Source organism: Clostridium muellerianum (assembly GCF_012926525.1).
Taxonomy (GTDB): Bacteria; Bacillota; Clostridia; order Clostridiales; family Clostridiaceae; genus Clostridium_AM; species Clostridium_AM muellerianum.
Map to the genome: position 1 here is coordinate 81,240 of NZ_JABBNI010000015.1, position 21,919 is coordinate 103,158.

Consider the following 21,919-nt stretch of genomic DNA (forward strand, 5'->3'; position numbering starts at 1 on the left):
TAGAGGAATGATTAGCTAGTTTAATAGTTTTACCTGATGTTTTTCTGAAATTATCTTAATAATAAAAATTAGAATAGGAGGGAATATAGGATGAATATTTCATCATCAGTATCACATTCAGCAATGTCAAGTTTATCAGCATCAAAAACAAGCAGCAGTAGCTCAAGTAGCAGTTCAAGCAGTAGTTCAAGTAGTAGCAGTACAAGTAGTCTTGAACAACAAAAGTCTAGTATTGAACAGCAAATTCAACAGGAAAGTGCTAGTAATGATAAGGCAGATGTAAAACAACAAAAAATTCAAGCACTACAGGCAGAATTGCAACAGATTGAGGCTGAAATTCAACAAGCAGAACAAGCGCAGCAAACAAAGCAAACTAATAAAACAGCAGAAGTATCTAATAATCAAGCAGAATCAGTAAAAAGCATAAGTAATGAATCAAATATTAATAGTGATAATATAATAGATGTATATGCTTAATTTATTTTAATAAAGTCTTATTTATACATAAGAGGGGTAATTTGCTCCTCTTTATTTTTATGTTTATTTTAAGGTAGTTTCAAAAAAATAACAGGGACAAATGTTAGTCTGTTTTTTTGTAATACTGCGTCGACAGAACCTTTAGATTGGGGAACCTGTCTTGCTGTATTATAAAAAATATCCGGCACATAGTGAACTTGTTATTTTCTTTTAAGTGCCTAAAATATGAAGTCAATGTTAATAAATAAAAATGTTGAATAAGTTGATTATAAAAATATTGAAAAATTAAAATTTACAGAAATAATTTTTAAAAATTCAAAGGAGAGAAAATTAATACATTTATTAGGTAATAAGTAAAATTAAAGAAAAGATAAAGTTAGGTATAGAAATAAGGTTTTAGTGAAACAGATTACATAAAATTCAACCAAGATTTATATAATGTTTTATCCTATGGATGCCATCCATAATACTTCAAGTAATGGATGATACACCTTTGGATAAGTTATTTCAACATTCAGGTGAGGAGAAATTAATTGCCTAAATGGTATTTAATGTGAATATTTGATGGTAATCAATTTACCTGGTATTACAGGAAAACTTCATCTGAGTTTAGGAATTACTTGATGTTATATGAGTCCTGGTTGAGTTTTTTATATAATAAAAGGTTGCTATATGAATGTTATGAACAATTGTATATTCATTTATATACATTCTATAGAAACACCTTTATAACAATATTTACCACCTTATTTCCATATAAAAAATAGAATTCTGTAAAATATGAATGCATACTGTTAAAAAAAATGATGCTAATTAAAGCAATTTAGATAGAAATGGAAAAATAATAATTTATTTATACATAGTTAATGATATTGAGCTAATATTATAAAAAATAATTTAAAACAGTTGATTTTTTAAAAAAAACACTTATAATGATTATAGAGTTAAAAACCAAATATATCCATTTTTACAATTTAAAAGGGAATTTAAATGTGCAAAGGTTGAGTGAATTACTTTATCAGATCGCTATTATTTCTAATACCCCACTTTATTCAAGTGGGGTATAAGCACTACTACGCGCCTGGATAAGTTCTTCTAAGACTCAGATGAAGAGAAGTATTCCTCACAGGCAAACTCTATCTGAGTCTAAGAATCACTTGATAACTAAAAATACTATTGAAAAATTGGAGGAGTTTAAGATGAAAATTTTAATGATTTCTTGGGAATATCCGCCTAAAAATGTAGGGGGATTATCAAACCATGTTTATTATTTATCCCAGGCTTTAAGCAAAAAGGGACATGAGATACATGTAATAACTTGTGAAGAAGGTGCTGCACCTGCAGAAGAAAATGATAATGGGGTATTTGTTCATAGAGTTTCACCTTATAAAATAGATACAAATGATTTTACAAAGTGGGTTATGCAATTAAATTTTGCAATAATAGAGAAAGCAGCAGATCTTATAATGAGGTTTGGAAAATTTGATTTAATACATGCACATGATTGGCTATCTGCTTTCAGCGCAAAAAATTTAAAATGGTCTTTTAAGATTCCTATGGTATGTACTATTCATGCTACAGAGTATGGCAGGAATGGTGGTATAAAAACAGATATGCAGAAATATATATCTTCTACTGAATGGATGTTAACTTATGAATCCTGGAAAGTAGTTGCTTGCAGTAATTATATGAGACAGCAAATAAGCGATATATTTGAATCACCTTGGAATAAAATTTGGGTTATACCTAATGGGGTAGATATACAGAAATTTAATTTTGAATTTGATTGGATTAATTTTAGAAGAAGATTTGCTAGTGATAATGAAAAAATTGTGTTTTATGTTGGAAGGCATGTATTTGAAAAAGGAATACATTTGCTAATAGAAGCATGCCCTAAAATATTAGAGAACTACAATGATACTAAAATTATTATTGGTGGTAAAGGGCCTATGACAGAAGAACTAAAAGATAGAGTACAACAAATGGGTATAGAATCAAAGGTAATTTTTACAGGGTATATAAGTGATAAAGATAGAGACAAAATCTACAGGGTAGCAAATGTAGCAGTTTTTCCTTCATTATATGAACCTTTTGGTATTGTAGCTTTAGAAGCTATGGCAGCAGGATGCCCGGTAGTTGTGTCAGAAACTGGAGGATTGGGTGAAATAGTTGATCATGAAATAAATGGTCTAAAAGCTATAACATCTTCTGCCGAGAGCTTGGCAATTAATGTAAGTAGGCTATTATTAGATGATGCTTTATCTAATTATGTAAAAGAAAATGCATTAAAGACTGTTCATGAGAAATATAGTTGGGATAAAATAGCAGATTTAACCATAAACATGTATAGTCAGGTTCAAGAAGAAATAAAAGGCAGTCAGTGGGAATTAGAAAGTGAGGATAAAGTCAAAAATGATATTATAAAGAATTTAACTGAAGAACTTAGAGATAAGGTTAAGGAAAAATTAAAATTTGAATTAAAGGATAAGGTTGAAAAAAGGTTAGAGGAAGAATTAAAAGAAAAAGTAGAAAAGACTTTAATAGATAGATTAAAAAATAAAATAACTGATAAAACAAAAGATATAGTAGGAGATGCTGTAGATATAAAAGATAAAATAACAGCTCAAACTATTGAAGTTTTAGAAGAAGTTAAAAATTCAAAAACTGTAGAATCTGTACAGAAATTGAAAAATTCTAATGTGATAAAAAATAAAACTAAAAAGAGCTAAAAAGAAAATAAGGGGATGGTATTAAATGAAAGCTATAATAATGGCAGGGGGAGAAGGAACTAGATTAAGACCGTTAACATGTAACATACCAAAGCCAATGATGCCTATAATGGATAAACCTGTTATGCAGTATGCTATAGAACTTTTAAAGGAAAATGGTATAAATGATATAGGAGTAACGCTGCAGTATTTACCAGATGAAATTATTAATTATTTCGGAGATGGAAAAGAATTTGGAGTAAATATAAGATATTTTATAGAGGAAATGCCATTAGGTACAGCAGGTAGCGTGAAAAATGCCGAAGGATTTCTTGATGATACTTTTATAGTTATAAGTGGAGATGCTCTAACTGATATAGATTTATCTAAGGCCATTGCTTATCATAAAAAAAAGCAATCTATATCTACCTTAGTTTTAAAAGAAGTTGCTGTACCATTAGAGTTTGGTGTAGTGGTAACGGACAATGATGGAAAGGTAACAGGATTTTTAGAAAAACCAAGCTGGAGTGAAGTTTTTAGTGATAAGGTAAATACAGGAATATATATATTAGAACCTGAAATATTTTCATATTTTGAAAAAAATCAAAAGTTTGATTTTAGTAATGATTTATTCCCAATACTTTTAAGTGAAAAAAGACCTATGTTTGGATATGTAGCAGAAGGATATTGGTGCGATATTGGAAATATTGAGCAATATATAAGATGTCATTTTGATATACTAAAAGGTTTAGTAAAAGTAGATATTAAAGGTGAGAAATATAAAGATGGTATATGGATTGGCCAAAACTGTCAAATAAGCAAGAATGCTTTAGTATCTGCTCCTGCCTATATAGGGAGTGGAAGCAAAATATATGATAGCTCGGAAATTGGCCCATATACTATTCTTGGAAAAAATAATATAGTATCTAAGGATGCTACTATAAAAAGAAGTGTAACTTTTGATAATTGCTATATAGGTAGTAAGTCCCAGGTAAGAGGTGCTGTTCTTTGTAAAAAAGTTCAAATGGAGCCAAGAGCTTCTGTATTTGAAGGGGCAGCTATAGGAGATGATACTCTTATAAGAGAAAGAGCTATTGTAAAACCTAATATTAAAATATGGCCTAATAAAGTTATTGAGGCAAGTACTGTAGTAAAATCAAATGTAATTTGGGGAGGAAAGTTTTCAAAATCATTGTTTGGTAAGCGGGGTATAACCGGTGAAGTCAATGTAGATATAACGCCAGAATTTGTATCAAAGCTAGGTGCTGCATATGGATCACTTTTAAAGGCAGATTCAAAGGTTGCTATAGCTTGTACTAATAATGGTGCTGCTCAAATGTTTAAATATTCTCTTGCTACAGGATTACTTTCTATGGGAATTGAAGTATTAGATTTGCATAGAATGCCAAGGCCAGCAGTAAGACAGGCTACTTTATTTTTTGGAGTACAGGGAAGTATTCATGTCTATATAGACAACGAGAATTCTGAAAAAGTTAATATAGTATTTATGGATGAGAATGGTCTTGATATAGATAAAGGTATAGAAAGAAAGATAGAAAACAGCTTTATAAGGGAAGATTTTAGAAGAGTTAGAACAGACTGTTTTAAACAGATTAATCACATGGATAATTCTATAGAATATTATATAAGACATCTTGTAAATGAATTAGGAGTTCGCAGTATAAGAAAGCAAAAATATAAAGTAGTTTTAAGTATTAAAAACCCTATGGTACTAAATATAGTTCAGAATATATTCCAGGAATTAAAAATAAATGTTAAGCTCTATAATGAATTTAATAATATTTTAGGTTTGAAAAAAGAAGTAATAGAAAGTAGTTCAAATTTAGGTATAAGTATTGATGATGGGTGTGAAAAAGCAATTTTCATAGATGAAAAAGGAAATATTATAAGGGATGAAGCTTATGATGCAATAAATGCCCTTGTTATGTTGAAAACAACAAACCTAAGTACATTAGTTGCTCCTGTAACTGCATCTTCTACTATGCAGGAAATTGCTGATATGTGTGGATGCAAATTTGTAAGAACCAAAACTTCGCAAAAATTTATATTAGATGCTTATTTAAAAAATGAAAGTAGAATTACTAGAAGGGAAGTTGTAGATTCTTATTTAATGACACTAGATGCTATATGTGTGGCTGTATTAACTATTAACTTTATGGCAGGAAGTAATTTACCACTTTCCACTATAGTATCACAAATTCCAAGATATTATACAGCTAAAGAAGAAGTAAAATGTCCATGGAACTTAAAAGGAAAGGTAATGAGAAATCTTATAGAGGAAAATCATTCAAAATCTGTGGATTTGATAGAAGGAGTAAAGCTAAATTTCAATGATGGTTGGGCTTTAGTGCTGCCAGATGCAGATGAACCTCTTTGCAGAGTTTATGCAGAATCTAAGGATTCAGATGAACTAAAAAAACTTACAGATGAATTATTAAAAAGAATTGAAGCAATAACATTAGAATAGAGTTTTTCAGGCTGTTGCGCTAATTAATGTAACAGTCTTTTTAACATATATACATGTTTTTAAATAGCTAAAAGTTGACAATGCACAATTGAAAGTTGTTGTTCATTGTCAATTCTTATTTTTTTAGTATAAGTGAAATTTTGCTATTATGCATTTATAAAATTATTATTGAAACAACTTTTTTAGAGATCATGGAGTGAAAACAGGGTGATATTTGATTAAACTTTAATTCTATACCCAGCACCCCAAACAGTTTCAATATACTGAGGATTAGATGGAGAGGCCTCTATTTTTTCTCTTATTCTTCCAATATGTACTGTAACAGTAGATGTGTCTCCAATAGCATCAAGCCCCCAAACCTTTTCAAATAATTCCTCTCTGCTGAATACTCGATTAGGATTTTCAGACATGTAAAGTAGTAGATCAAATTCTTTTTGAGCTAAAGTTACTTCATTACAATTTACAAATACTTGTCTAGAATCTTTTCGTATTTCTAAACCTCTTATTAGGATAGTATCATTTTTTTTATTATTATCAAATTTACTTTTTATTCTTTCATAATTTTTTATGTGAGATTTAACTCTAGCCACTAGTTCTGCTGGACTAAAAGGTTTTGTGATATAATCGTCGGCACCAAGGTTAAATCCTTTTATTTTGTCAATTTCTTCTTTCTTTGAAGAAACAATCAAAATAGGAATATCTTTGGTATCCTGTATGCTGCGTAGAATACTAAAACCATCAATTTTAGGAAGCATAATATCAAGAATTAATAGATCAAACTCATTTTCTTTTAAGCAGTTTAAAGTTTCTACGCCATCCATACATATTTTAACTTCAAATTCTGAGAGCTCCAGATAGTCTCTTTGAAGCTCAGCAATACTTAAATCATCTTCAGCTATCAAAATTTTTTTCATAATATCCTCTCTATTCTTCTGGTATTTTAGCTAATGATATCAATATGCTTGTACCTTTATTTTCATGACTTACAGCCCATATTCTACCATTATGTCCTTCTACAATTTGTTTTGCAATGGCAAGTCCCAGACCACTTCCGCTTGCACCAGTCCTTGCAGAATCACCTCTATAAAATCTATTAAATATTTTATTTGTATCATTCTTATCAATTCCATGTCCGTTATCTCTTAGTTCAATAACAATGCTGGAATTAGTTTCTCTAAGCATTATTACAATTTCACCATCATTTTTATTCATATATTTACGAGAATTATCAATAATGTTTAATATTACTCTTTTTAATCTGTCTCTATCAATCATAACATACTTGGAATGGTTCAAATCATTTTTTAAATGAATTTTTATATTAGACCTTTCAAGTTCAGGTGCGCTTTCACAAATACAATAGTTAAAGTATTCGACAATATTTGTTTTTTCAAATTTAAAAGGAATTTGATTTAAATCTAGTTTTGAATATAAAAGTAAATCATCAATCATAACATCAATTAGTTCAGCCTTTGAATAAATAGTTTTTAAATAATGTTCTGTCTTTTCAGGAGTGTTTGCAATACCATCTAAAAGGCCATTAGCATATCCTTTTATGGAAGTTATAGGTGTTTTTAAATCATGAGATATACTGGAAACTAACATTCTTCTGTTATCATCATACTTCATTTTCATATGAATAGAATTTTTTAGCTCAATTCTCATATGTTCAAAATCACTACATAATTCCCTGATTTCTTCATCACCAGTTTCAATAATTTCATAATCCAAATCTCCTTCACTAATTTTTGCAGTAGCATTTTTAAGGAGAGATATTGGATTTAATATTCTCTTGGAAAAAAGATAGGACATAAGTGTATTAACTAATATAAAACAAATAAAAAATACTGCAATAATTACTATAATAAATCTTTCAATGAATTGGGATTCATGATTATCTGGTGCTAATAATATTACATTACCAGAAATTTCATCCTTAAACTTAAGAGGTACTACTTCAACAATATAAGAAATATTATTAATTTTAATGTTTTTTTGTAGAGAATTATTTTTTACTTCTTCTAAGCATCTGGCTATATCAATTTTATTTATATTTTTTGAGGCGAATATAACATTATCCTCTTTAGTAAGTATAAATTCACCATTTATACTTAAAAGTCTTTTTGATAAATATTGCTGCAGATGCACATCTTCAATACTTGAAGAAGTTTGTTTTGATATATTTGTATTTAAATCCAATAATTCAGATTTTATGGTTAAAAGCTTTTTGAAATTATCATAACTTATATCTCTACTTAGAGATGCTGAAGAAATAAAAATAAAGATATAAGCGATAATTATTGTAACAATAAAAGGAATTATAATAGTTATAGAATTAAATGTTATTAGACGTTTTTTTATATCCATTTTTTCACCTTAAAAATCTTTTTTATCAAATAAATAATAACTTCCTGTGAATAAAAGTATATCATAACTTAACATCAATATAAATTGGCGAAGAATTTTAAAAAATGGAATAGTATTCATAGTCCATAAGGTATACCAACTGAGCATAGATGTAAAAAATATACCAGAGTATCTATAAAAAATAATTTCTAGTGCTTTAAAAATAATAAAAATGAAGATAGATATAAAAAATACACCTATACTGCTTTTGATTATGTTTGTAAAAAGTATAACAATTAAGGATAAAACCATCATAGGCATTAATGTAACAATATAGGAAACTAAAATTGTAACAATGCCTTTTAAAGTAAAGGAATTTGAATTAAAAAGAAATCCTGCTATAATAGAAAAAATCATCACAAATAGAAGATTTGCAACTACAAATAACATTATTGCAGTGAGTTTTGAGACAAAAAATTTTAATCTAGTAATAGGTCGTGTAAGTGCAATTTTCATGGTATTGTGAGAAAATTCTCCAGAAAAGCTATCTATAGTAACAAGTGCAGTAAATAAAGGTAAAATTGTATTAACAACTACAGAAAGCACAAGTATAGGAAAATCCATACTGGAAACTCCACGTAATCCAAAACCATTTCTTAAAGCAATAACAGATAATTGCCCAAGTACAATAAAAATAAGAGATATTATTGCTGCTACTAAAACTTTTTTCTTTTTATATAGTTTTTCAATTTCATTAATTAAAGCTGCTTTAAATCCTTCCATTTCGTTCCACCTCGCTAACAAAATAATTTTCAAGTGAAGCATAGTTTTTTAATATGTTTTCAGTAGTATCCACATTAAGAAGCTTTCCATCATATAATACACCAATACGGTTGCAGGTAAGTTCAATGTCATGGATAAGATGACTTGATATAAAAAATGTTGTTTTTTCTGTTTCAGCTAAATTTTTTATAATGTTTCTTATAGTTATCATTCCTTCAACATCGAGACCGTTTAAAGGCTCATCTAGAATGATAACTTCAGGTTTTGATAAAAGTGCAGAGGCGATTCCAAGTCTTTGTTTCATTCCAAGAGAAAATTTTCTCGGTTTTTCGTTTTTATATTTTAAAATACCTGTAAGTTCTAAAACTTCATCAATTCTCTTATCATCAATGTCTTTATAGTATCTTGAAAATTGTTTTAGATTTTCAAAGGCAGTTAAATAAGTATAGGATTCAGCATTTTCTATAATGCAGCCTACCTTTTCCATAGCTTGTTCAAATTGTTCTAAAATACTATAACCTAAAATTTTAACGTCACCACTGTCTGGTTTTATAAGTCCAGTCATTATTTTCATAGCAGTAGTTTTGCCGGCACCATTAGGACCCAAAAAACCAAAAATATCACCCTGACATATTTCAAGGTTAATATTCTTTATACCTCTTCCGGTTTTGTATGTTTTTGTAAGATTATTTATTTCTATAACTTTTTTCATTTATATACCTCCTTGGATTTTAATTATAAAAACAGGATAAAGATAACCTGTTTTACCAAGTTATCTTATGAGTTTTATTCAAACACTCTATTGAATGAATCATTAAATAGTACATTTCCGTCTGACCTTTGTCCATCTATATTAAAATATATAGATGAAGAATGTGGATTGATAAATATATGTCCCTTTACAGTTTTGCCTAAAGAATTAGTATAGTTAAAACTTGCATCAAGATGAGATTGTTTATTAAACTTTCCATCAAAGTTAAAATCATTTTTACTATTACCGTAGCTTTCATAACCCTTTATATATTCTTCGTGGCAATTTCCAATAACACCATCATCATTTATATTTGTAATAGTTATAATTCTTTCACCTATTTTAACGAATTTATTATCTTTTTCTATTACAAGATCACTTTTGTATTTTCCCATATACGCTTTAGCATTGGATAGTTTATTATCATCTTTTTGAACTTGTTTTTCAACTTTTTTATTAGAAAGATCAGGTTTTGTAACTGTAGTTGAATTAATATTAGTTACTTTTCCTAGGACCTCAAAAGTTAATGTATGTTCCTTGCCTTGTTCATCTTTACCAGAAAGTGTTCCTGTGAAAAGAACATTTTGTACTAATCCATCTTTATTTACATCCATAGTTCCTTTAACTTCTTTTACAAAAATATCTTTTGTGATTTTAGACATTTTTGTTTTATTAGTATTAACTTCATCAGGATTATACATTCTAAATCTGTTTTTAAATTGAAAAGATGTTACTGCATTTACAAGTGAAGGAATTTGTGCTTCAGCTAAAGAACCAAACAATTTTTTACTTCCATCAGCATTTTGAGTAACCACAACAGAATCCTTCAAATTACCTACAAGAGCATCTGATATTTTTTCAAGATCTCCTGCTTGTTTTTCTTCAAAAGGATCTGTAAAAATTTTCATATCTTTGGAATTTTTTGATTCGATTACACGATAAAAATCTTGATTACTATCATGTATGATAGTAGAATTTTTATCATTGTAGTAGTAGCTTTCTCCTGAGCCATTAGGATCTAAAGTATTAGTAGATTTTGATATTTGTTCTTTAGCACCTTTGGATAAGTCATATTTATTTAATGTATTTGTAGAAGAAACAACAGTATTATTATCTTTAATAACAAATGACGTATCAATAGTATAACTTGAAAGTTTACTACTGAAGCTATTACACGTATACTTCAAAGAATCTTTCAGTTGATCATAACCACTTTTAGATGCAACTTCTGCCATAGCGGTGCTGGCAAACATTAAAGTACCTACAGTAAAGCTTAAAATAGTAGCCAGCTTTTTATTAATTTTCATTTTAAGACCATCTCCCTTAAATTTTATATGGTAAATCTTTCATAAAGGCACATTCAAGAAAATAACTAAGAATTCAGTTACCATATTTTGCTTAATATTGAGTCAGCAGAACCCTTTGATAGAACAACTATCAGAAGAAACTGATTCCTTGTCTGGCACAAAATAGACTAACATCTTTAAATTGTTATTTTCTCTCATGTGCCTAATTCTATTTTAAAACAAGTGTCTTGATTTTCCATAAACTAAATATAAACAAAGTATAAACAAAGTTCTTAGCTTCAGCTGGATTTCAATCCAGCTGAAGCCTATAAATTGTTATCCAGGGACATACCTGGTCTTTAATCTAACTTGAAAAGTTAAATTATTAGAACAGGTAGTTATCGTATAAACAAAGTTCTTGAATCCATATAAATTTTATATGGATTTGATACTTAATAAGTATTTTTAATATACTATTTTCTTTGATATAATGTTACAAGAAATTGTCTTAATATAAAAAGGTTATGTTAAGTTCAATAGGAGGGATGATTTTGTTTAAGTTATTACATTTTTTAAAACCATATAAAAAACAAGTTATATTGGGTCCTATATTTAAACTATTAGAAGCTATTTTTGAGCTTATGATACCAACAATTATGGTAGTTCTTATTGACAGGGGCATAAAATACAATGATATTTCATGTGTTTTGAAAATAGGAGGGCTAATGATAATCATGGCTATAGCTGGGGTTATGTCATCTTTTACCTGTCAGTATTATGCTTCAATAGTTTCTCAGGGGTTTGGAACTAGACTTAGGAATGCTTTATTTGATAAAATAGGAACATTTTCACACAATGAAATTGACAGTTTTGGAACATCATCATTAATTAATCGTATAACAAATGATGTTAATCAACTTCAGGTGGCAGTGGCCATGCTTATCAGATTAGCTATACGTGTGCCATTTTTGTGTGTAGGAGGAGTTATAATGGCTATGTTTTTAGACATTAAGCTTTCCACAATTATGATACTTACACTGCCATTATTTGCTTTTGTTTTATATTTAATAATGAGTAAGTCCATTCCATTATATAAATTAGTTCAAAAAAAGCTTGATGCTTTAGCACTAGTTCTTAGAGAAAATCTTTCAGGAATTAGGGTTATAAGAGCGTTTGCCAGGGTAGAATATGAAAAAGAAAGGTTTAAAAATTCAAATGAAGATTTTGCAAATACAGCAATTAGAGTTGGAAAAATTTCTTCTTTGATGAATCCTATGACTAATATATTAATGAACTTTTCAATTATTGCTATACTGTGGTTTGGAGGAATGCGTGTAAATATAGGAGCAATGACTCAGGGGCAGATAATAGCATATATAAATTACAATACATTAGTTTTATCAGCGCTTATTATAGTAGCAAATTTAGTAGTTATATTTACAAAAGCATTTGCTTCAGCATCGCGTGTAAATGAAATTTTCGATACAGTACCTTCAATAACAGATAATTTATGTTTTGAAAATGATATAAAAGTGAATAAAGATGATCCAGTAATTGAGTTTAAGAATGTTTCTTTTATGTATAAAGATTCTAAGGAATATGCCATAAAGAATATTTCCTTTGAGATAAAACGAGGACAAACGGTTGGCATAATAGGAGGTACAGGCTCAGGTAAAACTACACTTATAAATTTAATTCCACGTTTTTATGATACATCAGAGGGAAAAATAATGTTTAATGGAATTGAAGTTAAGAATTATATGCAGACTGAGCTTAGGAATAAAATAGGATTAGTTCCCCAAAAGGCAGTTTTATTTTCAGGAACTATAGCTGAAAATATAAGATGGGGACTTAAGGAGGCTTCATATAGTGAAATAAGACAGGCAGCTAAAACTGCCCAGGCTTCTGATTTTATAGAAAAACTATCTAAAGGATATGATACTAATATTTCTCAAGGTGGAGTGAATTTTTCAGGAGGTCAAAAACAAAGACTTACTATTGCAAGAGCATTAGTGAGAAATCCAGAATTATTAATATTAGATGATAGTTCTAGTGCACTGGATTATGTTACAGATGCTGCTTTAAGAAAAGCTGTTAGAAATAATAAAGATAATATGATAGTTATAATGGTTACTCAAAGAGTCAGCACTGTAAAAGATGCTGATATGATAATTGTTTTAGATAATGGAGTGATGGCTGGAACTGGAAAGCACCATGAATTAATTAAAAATAATGATATTTATAAAGAAATCTGCCTTTCCCAATTAGAAAAAGGGGGGAATGAAAAAAATGAGAAACAAGACACTGCTCAGGTTGTTTAAATATTTGGGTAAATATAAGATGCAAATGTTTGCTGTTATAATTTGTGCATTTGTAAGTAATGTATTAATGGTAATAGGCCCCTTACTGGTGGGAAGAGGAATAGATTATATTATAGGTTATGGAAAAGTAGATTTTAATTATTTAGCAAAGCTAATATGCACATTAGCTTTACTCTATGTAATTAGTGCAGTATTTTTATGGATTTTTTCAATGATAGCAAATGTTATAGCATTTAATACTGTACAGGATATAAGAAAGGAAGCATTTGATAAAATTAGCATACTTCCTTTAAAATATTTTGATACAAATCCTCATGGGGATATTATGAGTAGACTAACAAATGACATTGATGCTATATCAGATGGAGTGTTTCAAGGTATTTCGCAATTTTATCCAGGTATTGTTACAATAGTATCATCATTAATTTTAATGGTTATTTTAAGTCCTAAAATAACATTAGTTATTTTACTTATGACTCCACTTTGTTTTTTAATTGCGTCATTTATTACTACTAGATCTAATAAAATGTTTAGGGAGCAGCAAAAAACTGTAGGTGAACTAAATGGTTATATAGAAGAAATAATAGGCAGTCAAAAAGTTGTAAAAGCTTTTGGGTATGAAAAAAGATCTCAAGAAGTATTTAAAGAAATTAATGAAAGACTTTATAAATGTGGGCGTTTTGCACAGTTATATTCATCTTTAACCAATCCTTCCACAAGATTTGTTAATAATATTACGTATATTTTGGTTGGTGTAGTTGGAGGAATATGTTCGGTAGTAAGTGGGTTAAGTATAGGTAAAATATCAAGTTTTTTAACATATTCAACACAATTTTCACAGCCTATTAACAATATAACTAGTGTTGCTACTCAACTTCAAGCGGCTATTGCTGCTGCTGAAAGGGTATTTTCTATTTTAGATGAAATACCAGAAACTTTAGATGCAGAAACTACACCAATGTTAAAGGATTGTAAAGGAGAGATAAGCTTTAAAAATGTATATTTTTCTTATAAAAAGGATGAGCCTTTAATAAAGAATTTTAATATAAACGTAAAACCTGGAAGTACTATTGCTATAGTTGGTCCTACTGGAGCAGGTAAAACAACTATGGTAAATTTATTGATGAGGTTTTATGATATAGATAGTGGAGGGATTTTTGTAGATAAAATGAATATAAAAGAAGTAACACGTGATAGCCTCAGACGTTCATTTGGTATGGTACTTCAGGATACATGGTTTTTTACAGGTACTGTTAAAGAGAATATAGCTTATGGAAAGATAGAAGCAACTATATCGGAAATAGAAGAGGCTGCAAAAGCTGCTCATATTCATAATTTTATTAAAAAATTACCTAAAGGATATGATACAATAATTACTGAAGGAGGGGGAAACCTTTCTCAAGGACAAAGGCAGCTTTTAACTATAGCTAGGGTAATGTTAATAGATCCTCCAATGCTTATATTAGATGAGGCAACTAGTAATATTGATACTAGAACTGAACTTAGCATACAAAAAGCATTTTTATCTATGATGAAAGGTCGTACAAGCTTTATAATAGCACATAGACTTTCTACTATTCGTGATGCTGATTTAATTTTGGTTATGAATAATGGAGAAGTCATTGAAAGCGGCAACCATGAAGAACTTATTAGTAAAGAAGGCTTTTACACAAAGCTTTATAATAGTCAATTTGAACTTTCTAATTAAGGCACATTCAATAAAATAACTAGTCAGTATGTTAGCCTATTTTGCATCATACTGCGTCAGCAGAACCCTTTGATAGAACAACTATCAGCGGAACCTGCTTCCTTGTCTGATACAAAATAGACTAACATCTTTGACTAGTTATTTTATTGAATGTGCCTAAATAAAAACGTAGGAGATGATTTTCATGAAGGACCATGAAGAAGTAACTAAAAAGAGTAAAATTATAAGAAGAAACAGAATAATTGCAGGCGTTTGTGCTGTAGCTGTTTTAGGTACTGCGTTTTTTGCAGTAAATAAAATAGCAAATAAGAGGAAGAGTGCAATTGTAAATGCTGCAAATGCCGCAAATGAAAAGAAGGAATCTGAAAACAAAACCAAAAATCAAGTTTCTAAAGAAGAGAAAAGTGTACCTGCGGGAGCATATAAACCATGGTCAGCAAAAAGGACTGATGGAAAAAAGGTAGCTTATTTAACTTTTGATGATGGTCCATCACCCAATACTACTAAGATATTAGAAATATTGAACAAAAATAATATAAAAGCCACTTTCTTTTTAATTGGACAAAATGCTGAACGAAATCCAGAACTTGTAAAGAAGGAAATAGCAGCAGGAAATGTAGTGGGAAACCATACATATAGCCATCAATTAAATTATAAAGAAGGCCCACAAAAGTTTGTAGAGGATTTGGATAGAGGTAATGCTGCAATTAAATCTGTAATAGGAGATAAATATGATTCAAAGCTTATAAGATTTCCAGGTGGATCTTTTGGAAATAGATTAGCACCTTTTAGAGATGCTGTTACAAAAGCAGGATATCATTATGTAGATTGGAATGACGAAACAGGAGATGCTGAACATAGTAATGTTCCAGTTGAAGCTTTACTTAGTAACCTTAAAAAATATACAAACTCAGATACTGTGGTAATTTTAATGCATGATGCTGGAGCTAAGGTTACATCAGTACAAGCTCTTCCACAGGTTATAGATTACCTAAAATCAAAAGGATATACTTTTGACACATTAAAATAAATTTATAATAAGTAAAAAAGTTTTAGTTGAATTTAGTTTAGCTAAAGCTTTTTTATTATTTTAAAATATTAAATATGAGTAAATGATATAATATAAGAAATAATTAATTTAACTTTCGCACACGAAAAACTTTAATTTAATATAAAAAGCAAATTGCGAAGCAACTTATTTTCAGAGGACAGAGGACAGAGGACAATGAAGGTGAGTTTTCTTCCTTACGTCAGAAAACTAATTTATTTTTACGCTTGTTTTGCTAAAGCAAAACATAGCTTAATCAGGAAGCTAAACTCTATTATTTTCAGATAATTTTGCTTGCTTAGAAAGCATATTTCTTAAAAACAAAAAAGTGAGCTTTTTTAAAATTAAAGATTTTTCGTAGTGTAACGGAGAAAAATCCTCCTTCACTGTCCTCTGTCAATTGTCCTCTGTCCTCTGAAAAAATAATACTTCGTATTATTTTTAAACTGCGAAAGTTGAGTTAAAAATTGATATTGAAAAGTTGAGGATAATTACATATTTAAGGAGAATATATTATGAGTTTGAGATTTATATATGGAAGGGCAGGCAGCGGCAAAAGTCATTTTTGTCTAAATGATATAAAAAAAAGAATAGATGAGGGGGGAAATAATCCTCTAATTCTTTTAGTACCTGAACAATTTTCATTTCAAGCAGAAAAAAATCTTATAAAGACCATTGGAGAAGCAGGAATGCTTAAAGCACAGGTTTTAAGTTTTAGAAGAATGACATATAAAGTGTTAAATGAAGTTGGAGGACTTACAAGAAAGCATATAAATAATTCGGGAAAGAGTATGCTTATCTATAAGATAATGGAGGAAAATAGTAATAAGCTTAAGGTTTTTAAGAAGGCTGTAAAAAGACAGGGGTTTGTTACTACAGTTTCTGATATTATAACAGAATTTAAAAAGTATGATATTACCCTGGAAAATTTAAATAGTACTCTAGATAGAATAGAAAATGAAAATTTAAAAAATAAACTTCATGATTTAATTTTAATCTTTTCGCAGTTTGAAGAAAGGCTTCATAAAAAGTATATTGATTCTGAAGATGATCTAATCATGTTGTCAGAAAAAATGTCAAAATCACATATGTTTGATGAAGCGGAAATATGGATAGATGAATTTGTAAGTTTTACGCCCCAAGAATATAAAGTTTTAGAAAAGCTTATGATTAAAGCTAAAAGAGTTAACATAACCTTATGTACAGATTATTTAAATTCCAGCTCAACTGATAATAGTATGGATCTATTCTTACCTACTAAAAGTACAGAACAAAAAATTTTAAGAATCATTGAAGAAAATAGTATGAAATATGATAAACCAATTGAATTAAGCTGCAGCCCTTGTTATAGATTTAAAGATACTAAGGAACTTCAACATTTAGAGAAATATATATTTTCTTATCCGTATAAGGTTTATAAAGAAAAGAGCCATGATATAAGCATTTTTAAAGCATTAAATAAGTATACGGAAGTAGAAGATACAGCAAGAGATATAGTAAGAATGTGCAGAGATAATGGATTTAGATTTAAGGATATTGCAGTAATAAGTGGAGATTTAGATGGGTATGAAAGTTTATTTAGGGCAATTTTCGCAGAATATGATATACCTTATTTTATAGATAAAAAAAGAAAAATTAATGATAATCCTATTATAATGTTAATAATGTCAGCAGTAGAGATATTATCTAAGAGCTGGAGCTATGAAGCTGTATTTAGATATTTAAAAACAGGGCTTTTAGATTTAACAAATGAAGATATAGATTTAATAGAGAACTATGTACTTAGCAATGGAATTAAAGGAAGTGCGTGGCTTAAAGAAGAACCCTGGAATTTTGGGTTGACCTATAGTTTTGAAGAAAAAGAAGAGATATCAGATTATGAAAAAGAGACTCTAGATAAAATAAATTTACTTAGGGATAAAATAAGAGAACCTATCATTAAATTGTCTTTGGATATAAAGGGAGGAAAAAAAGGAAGAATCATATGCGAAAGTCTTTATAACTTTATATGCAATATAAAAGTAGATGAAAAAGTGGAGAAATGGATAGAGTATTTTAAAGAAAATGATGAATTAGATAAAGCTAATGAATACAGCCAAATATGGAATATTGTAATGGAAGTTTTAGATCAAATAGTAGAAGTTATGGGAGAGGAAAAACTAAGTATAGCAACCTTTTCACAGATTTTATCTAAAGGATTTGATGAATATGAAATAGGGGTAATTCCACCTGCTTTAGACCAAGTTTTAATTGGAAGTGTTACTAGACTTAAAAGCCACGATGTATCTGTATTATATATAGTTGGAGTAAACGATGGTATTTTTCCAGCTGCTGTACTTAACGAGGGGGTTTTAACAGATACTGATAGAGAAATTTTAAAGGAAAAGGGAATGGAAATTGCAAAAGACACTAGAAGTAGAGCTTTTGAAGAACAATTTTTAGTATATACTACTTTAACAACTGTAAGTAAATATTTGCACTTGAGTTATTCTGTATCAGATGAAGCTGGAAAAACAAAGAGGCCATCTATAGTAATAGGTAGAATTAAAAAGATATTTAGTAATATAGAAGAAGAGAGCAATTTAATAGAAGAAGATGATGATGAAAAGCTAAAATTTGTAACAGGACCTAAAGCAACTTTTAATAAACTTATAGAAAATGTTAAGAAAGATTCTAAAGGATATATAACTCCTATGTGGTTAGATGTGTATAAATGGTATGATAAAAATGAAAAGTGGAGCAACAAACTTGATAATGTGTTTAATGGTTTTTCTTATAGTAATGAAGCGGAAATTGCAGATACTAATAGGGTAAGAAAACTTTACGGAAGACATTTAAATATAAGTGTATCCAGGCTTGAAAAGTTTGTAAATTGTCCATTTTCTTATTTCATACAATATGGACTAAATGCAAAGGAAAGAAAAGTGTATAAATTAAGTTCACCAGACTTAGGAAGCTTTATGCATAATGTACTTCAGACATTTTCAACCAAACTTAAGGAGGAAAATTTAAGCTGGAATGAACTTGAGGATGAATGGTGTGAGAAAGAGGTTTCCAGTATTGTAGATGAAATTTTAGAAAAGATGCCTAGTTCTATATTTAATAGTTCTAAAAGATATAAATACATAACTAGTAATGCAAAAAGAATTCTTAATAGATCAGTTTTACTTATAGCAGAGCACATGAGAAGAGGAGGATTCCAGCCAGCTGGGTATGAACTATCCTTTAGTAATTCAGGAGATTTTCCTCCTATTTCGGTAGAACTTCATTCTGGTGAAACTGTAAGTCTTGTTGGAAGAGTAGATAGAGTGGATAGTATGAATGATGAGGCAAATACTTATTTAAGGATAATAGATTATAAATCTGGAATTAAGGAGTTTAAGCTTTCGGATGTATACTATGGTTTGCAAATGCAGCTTCTAATATACTTAGATGCTATGCTTACAGAACTTGAAAAAAGAATGGATAAAGATGCTATTCCAGGGGGAATTCTTTATTTTAAATTAGACGATCCAATAATAAAAACTAAAGGTGATATTAGTGATATTGAAATAGAAGAAAGAATAATGAAAGCTTTAAAAATGAATGGACTTTTATTAGATGATCCTTACCTTATAAGAAAGATGGATAATGAAATGGAAAAAAGTTCTGATATTGTACCAGCATCTATTAAGAAAGATGGTACATTATCTAAAGCTTATTCTTCAGTTGCTACAGTAGAGCAGTTTAAGCTTTTAAGAAAGTATGTAAAAGATACTATAGCTTCTTTATGTGAGCAAATATTAGAAGGAAACATATGTGTAAGTCCTAATAAACATAAAAATGGAGATGCATGTGCATACTGCATTTATCCATCTGTATGCCAGTTCGATACATCTATGAAGGAAAATAAGTATAGGGTAATGAATGATAAAAGTGATGAAGAAGTTTGGAATGAAATAAAAAGTAAATACAAGGAATGATATAATAGTGAGCTCTAAGTTAAATTATTCAATTTAACCTAGAGCTCATTTATAAGATTGGAGGTGATAGGGAAATTTATCAATATATGGGGGTACTTAAATAATAAATTAGTCTATATAGTTATTATATGAAAAACACAAATTTGTGTGAATGAAATTTAAAATTTATTAAATTAAATTTTATATACTTATGTATGTTAGAATATAATTAACTCAACTTTTACAGTTTAGAAATGTTGCGAAGCAAGTAACCGAAGCAACTTTCAGATGTATTACGCCTGATATATGTTGTGAAGGAACACTCGCTTCATTTAAGAAGTTCTAATGCTTGAGATATTGAAAAATACCTACCTTCTCAAATGTGACGTCCTGTCACTTTCGGAGCTTTTGCCGTCCTGGCAAAAATTACGGTATTTTTCAATATCTCAAGCATAGAACTTCTAAAATTCGCTCGAATGTTTCTTCACAACATATATCAGCCTTCATACATCTGAAAGTTGCTTCTTAGTGCATTGTGTATAGCATTATTTAAAAGCGTAGATTTCAAAACTTTCACTAAACATTGCATCGTATTATGATTATGTTAAATCTAAATTTTGTATGTTAGGAAGTTGAGTACTTAATAATCAATTTGTAATTTTGGAGGTTAAGATATGAAATTATTGTTGACTAATGATGATGGTGTTAATGCAAAAGGAATATATACTTTAGCTAAAGAATTAGAGAAAAATCATGAAGTAATTATTGCGGCTCCAAGTGCTGAAAGAAGTGCGTGCAGTCATTCTATAACTATGAGGGAACCGCTAATTATTAAAGAAGTTAATCTTAGTGGAATAAAATCAAAAGCTTATAGTGTTAGTGGTACACCAGCAGATTGCGTAAAGGTTGCATTAGATAAGTTAATAGATGGAAAAGTAGATATGGTGTTGTCTGGAATAAACAATGGTACAAATGCTGGAATTGATGTGCTTTATTCAGGAACAGTTTCTGCAGCTATTGAAGCTGCTATTTATAAAATTCCATCTATGGCTGTTTCATCAGAAATCAAAGATGGTGAAGATAATTATGAAGTTGCAGCAGAATATGCAGCAGAGCTACTAGAGAAAATTAAAGACAAATATCTTAAAGATGATATTGTGTGGAATTTAAATGTTCCTATGGTTAATAAAGAAAAAATAAAAGGAATCAAGGTATGCAGAGTAGGTGGTAGAACTTACAATAATTATTTTGAAGAAAAAGTTTTAGAAAGTGGAAGCAAAAGCTTTCAGTTAAAAGGTGAAATAAATAATTCTGAAAATGCAGAAACAGATGTGTACTTTGTAAAACAAGGATATGTTACATTAACACCGCTTCATTATGATTTAACAAACTTTAAAATATTAGAGGAAGTTAAAAGTTTATTTTAGTATAACATAAGTACATTGCGACACAACTTTTTAGGTGGAGTCCGCATTGAATATATGGTGTAAAAAAGCTGACCGTTTATTTAGGAGCTCTAATGCCTAAAATTGAAAAAATCCCTACCCGCTCAAATGTCTCGTCCTGGGACTTTTGCGGCTTGAATCGTCCTGATTCAAATTACGAGATTTTTTAAATTTTAGACATAAGAGCTCCTAAATTTTCTCAAAAGCTTTTATACACCATATATTCAAAGCTACCCCCACCTAAAAAGTTGTGTAGTAACTGTTGTAATTCTAATATAATGAAGTTAATTTCAATTCAATAGTATAAAATCTCATTTCAAAATGCATAAATTCTTGATTCTAAAAGATTTGAAAAATAGGAAGTCAATATGTATTCAATGTTATATTTTGTAAATTGTGTTATAATAAGTACTATTCAAAACTATAATCAAATGAAAAATAGTAAAATATAGTGCAAATTAGAAAGGTTGTATTGAATAAATTTATGACCAATAATGAAAATTTTACGACGTAACTTTTGGATATAAAGATACGAACAATGTTCTTTGAAAATCAAATAATGCGGTGTTGAGGAGTAAAAGTGACTTACATTTAGATTTATAACATTCAGTATGAAA

At 29.2% G+C, this 21,919-nt stretch carries 13 protein-coding genes; 8 read left to right on the forward strand and 5 right to left on the reverse strand.

Features of this window, described 5'->3' with window-relative positions; genetic code table 11:
• Positions 1-90: 90 nt before the first annotated feature.
• The 3 genes from HBE96_RS09440 (at position 91) to HBE96_RS09450 (ending at position 5,673) form a co-directional block, all read left to right on the forward strand.
• The gene (locus HBE96_RS09440; protein ID WP_169297523.1) at positions 91-477 is read left to right on the forward strand and encodes a FlxA-like family protein; all 387 of its coding nucleotides are present in this window, start codon (positions 91-93) and stop codon (positions 475-477) included.
• A gap of 1,199 nt (positions 478-1,676) precedes the next feature.
• The gene (locus HBE96_RS09445; RefSeq protein ID WP_169297524.1) at positions 1,677-3,206 is read left to right on the forward strand and encodes a glycosyltransferase family 4 protein; all 1,530 of its coding nucleotides are present in this window, start codon (positions 1,677-1,679) and stop codon (positions 3,204-3,206) included.
• Between the two features lie 25 nt (positions 3,207-3,231).
• The gene (locus tag HBE96_RS09450; protein ID WP_169297525.1) at positions 3,232-5,673 is read left to right on the forward strand and encodes a sugar phosphate nucleotidyltransferase; all 2,442 of its coding nucleotides are present in this window, start codon (positions 3,232-3,234) and stop codon (positions 5,671-5,673) included.
• Between the two features lie 218 nt (positions 5,674-5,891).
• Here the strand turns inward: HBE96_RS09450 and HBE96_RS09455 are convergent, their stop codons facing one another.
• The 5 genes from HBE96_RS09455 to HBE96_RS09475 all read right to left on the reverse strand — a co-directional run bounded on the left by HBE96_RS09455 (position 5,892) and on the right by HBE96_RS09475 (position 10,860).
• Complete coding sequence (locus HBE96_RS09455; protein WP_169297526.1) at positions 5,892-6,587, reverse strand: response regulator transcription factor; 696 nt, start codon at positions 6,585-6,587, stop codon at positions 5,892-5,894.
• A gap of 10 nt (positions 6,588-6,597) precedes the next feature.
• Positions 6,598-8,040 (reverse strand): sensor histidine kinase, encoded by a 1,443-nt coding sequence (locus tag HBE96_RS09460; protein ID WP_169297527.1) that lies wholly within the window; start codon positions 8,038-8,040, stop codon positions 6,598-6,600.
• Between the two features lie 9 nt (positions 8,041-8,049).
• Positions 8,050-8,802 (reverse strand): ABC transporter permease, encoded by a 753-nt coding sequence (locus tag HBE96_RS09465; protein WP_169297528.1) that lies wholly within the window; start codon positions 8,800-8,802, stop codon positions 8,050-8,052.
• The gene (locus HBE96_RS09470) at positions 8,789-9,514 is read right to left on the reverse strand and encodes an ABC transporter ATP-binding protein (protein WP_169297529.1); all 726 of its coding nucleotides are present in this window, start codon (positions 9,512-9,514) and stop codon (positions 8,789-8,791) included. Before HBE96_RS09470 ends, HBE96_RS09465 begins: the two co-directional genes overlap by 14 nt.
• A gap of 74 nt (positions 9,515-9,588) precedes the next feature.
• Positions 9,589-10,860: a hypothetical protein gene (locus HBE96_RS09475; protein WP_206154875.1), complete on the reverse strand. Its 1,272-nt coding sequence runs from the start codon at positions 10,858-10,860 to the stop codon at positions 9,589-9,591.
• 530 nt (positions 10,861-11,390) lie between these two features.
• Here HBE96_RS09475 and HBE96_RS09480 point away from each other — a divergent pair.
• From HBE96_RS09480 to surE, 5 genes are all read left to right on the forward strand, one after another.
• Entirely contained in the window at positions 11,391-13,160 is a 1,770-nt protein-coding gene (locus tag HBE96_RS09480) for an ABC transporter ATP-binding protein (protein WP_169297530.1), read from the forward strand.
• On the forward strand, positions 13,129-14,868 hold the full coding sequence (locus HBE96_RS09485; RefSeq protein WP_169297531.1) for an ABC transporter ATP-binding protein: 1,740 nt from the start codon (positions 13,129-13,131) through the stop codon (positions 14,866-14,868). Before HBE96_RS09480 ends, HBE96_RS09485 begins: the two co-directional genes overlap by 32 nt.
• A 184-nt stretch (positions 14,869-15,052) precedes the next feature.
• Complete coding sequence (locus HBE96_RS09490) at positions 15,053-15,898, forward strand: polysaccharide deacetylase family protein (protein ID WP_169297532.1); 846 nt, start codon at positions 15,053-15,055, stop codon at positions 15,896-15,898.
• A 533-nt stretch (positions 15,899-16,431) separates the two neighbouring features.
• The gene (addB, locus tag HBE96_RS09495; RefSeq protein ID WP_169297533.1) at positions 16,432-19,878 is read left to right on the forward strand and encodes a helicase-exonuclease AddAB subunit AddB; all 3,447 of its coding nucleotides are present in this window, start codon (positions 16,432-16,434) and stop codon (positions 19,876-19,878) included.
• Between the two features lie 653 nt (positions 19,879-20,531).
• Positions 20,532-21,284, forward strand: coding sequence for a 5'/3'-nucleotidase SurE (surE, locus tag HBE96_RS09500; protein WP_169297534.1), 753 nt, complete (start codon positions 20,532-20,534; stop codon positions 21,282-21,284).
• Positions 21,285-21,919: the final 635 nt, after the last annotated feature.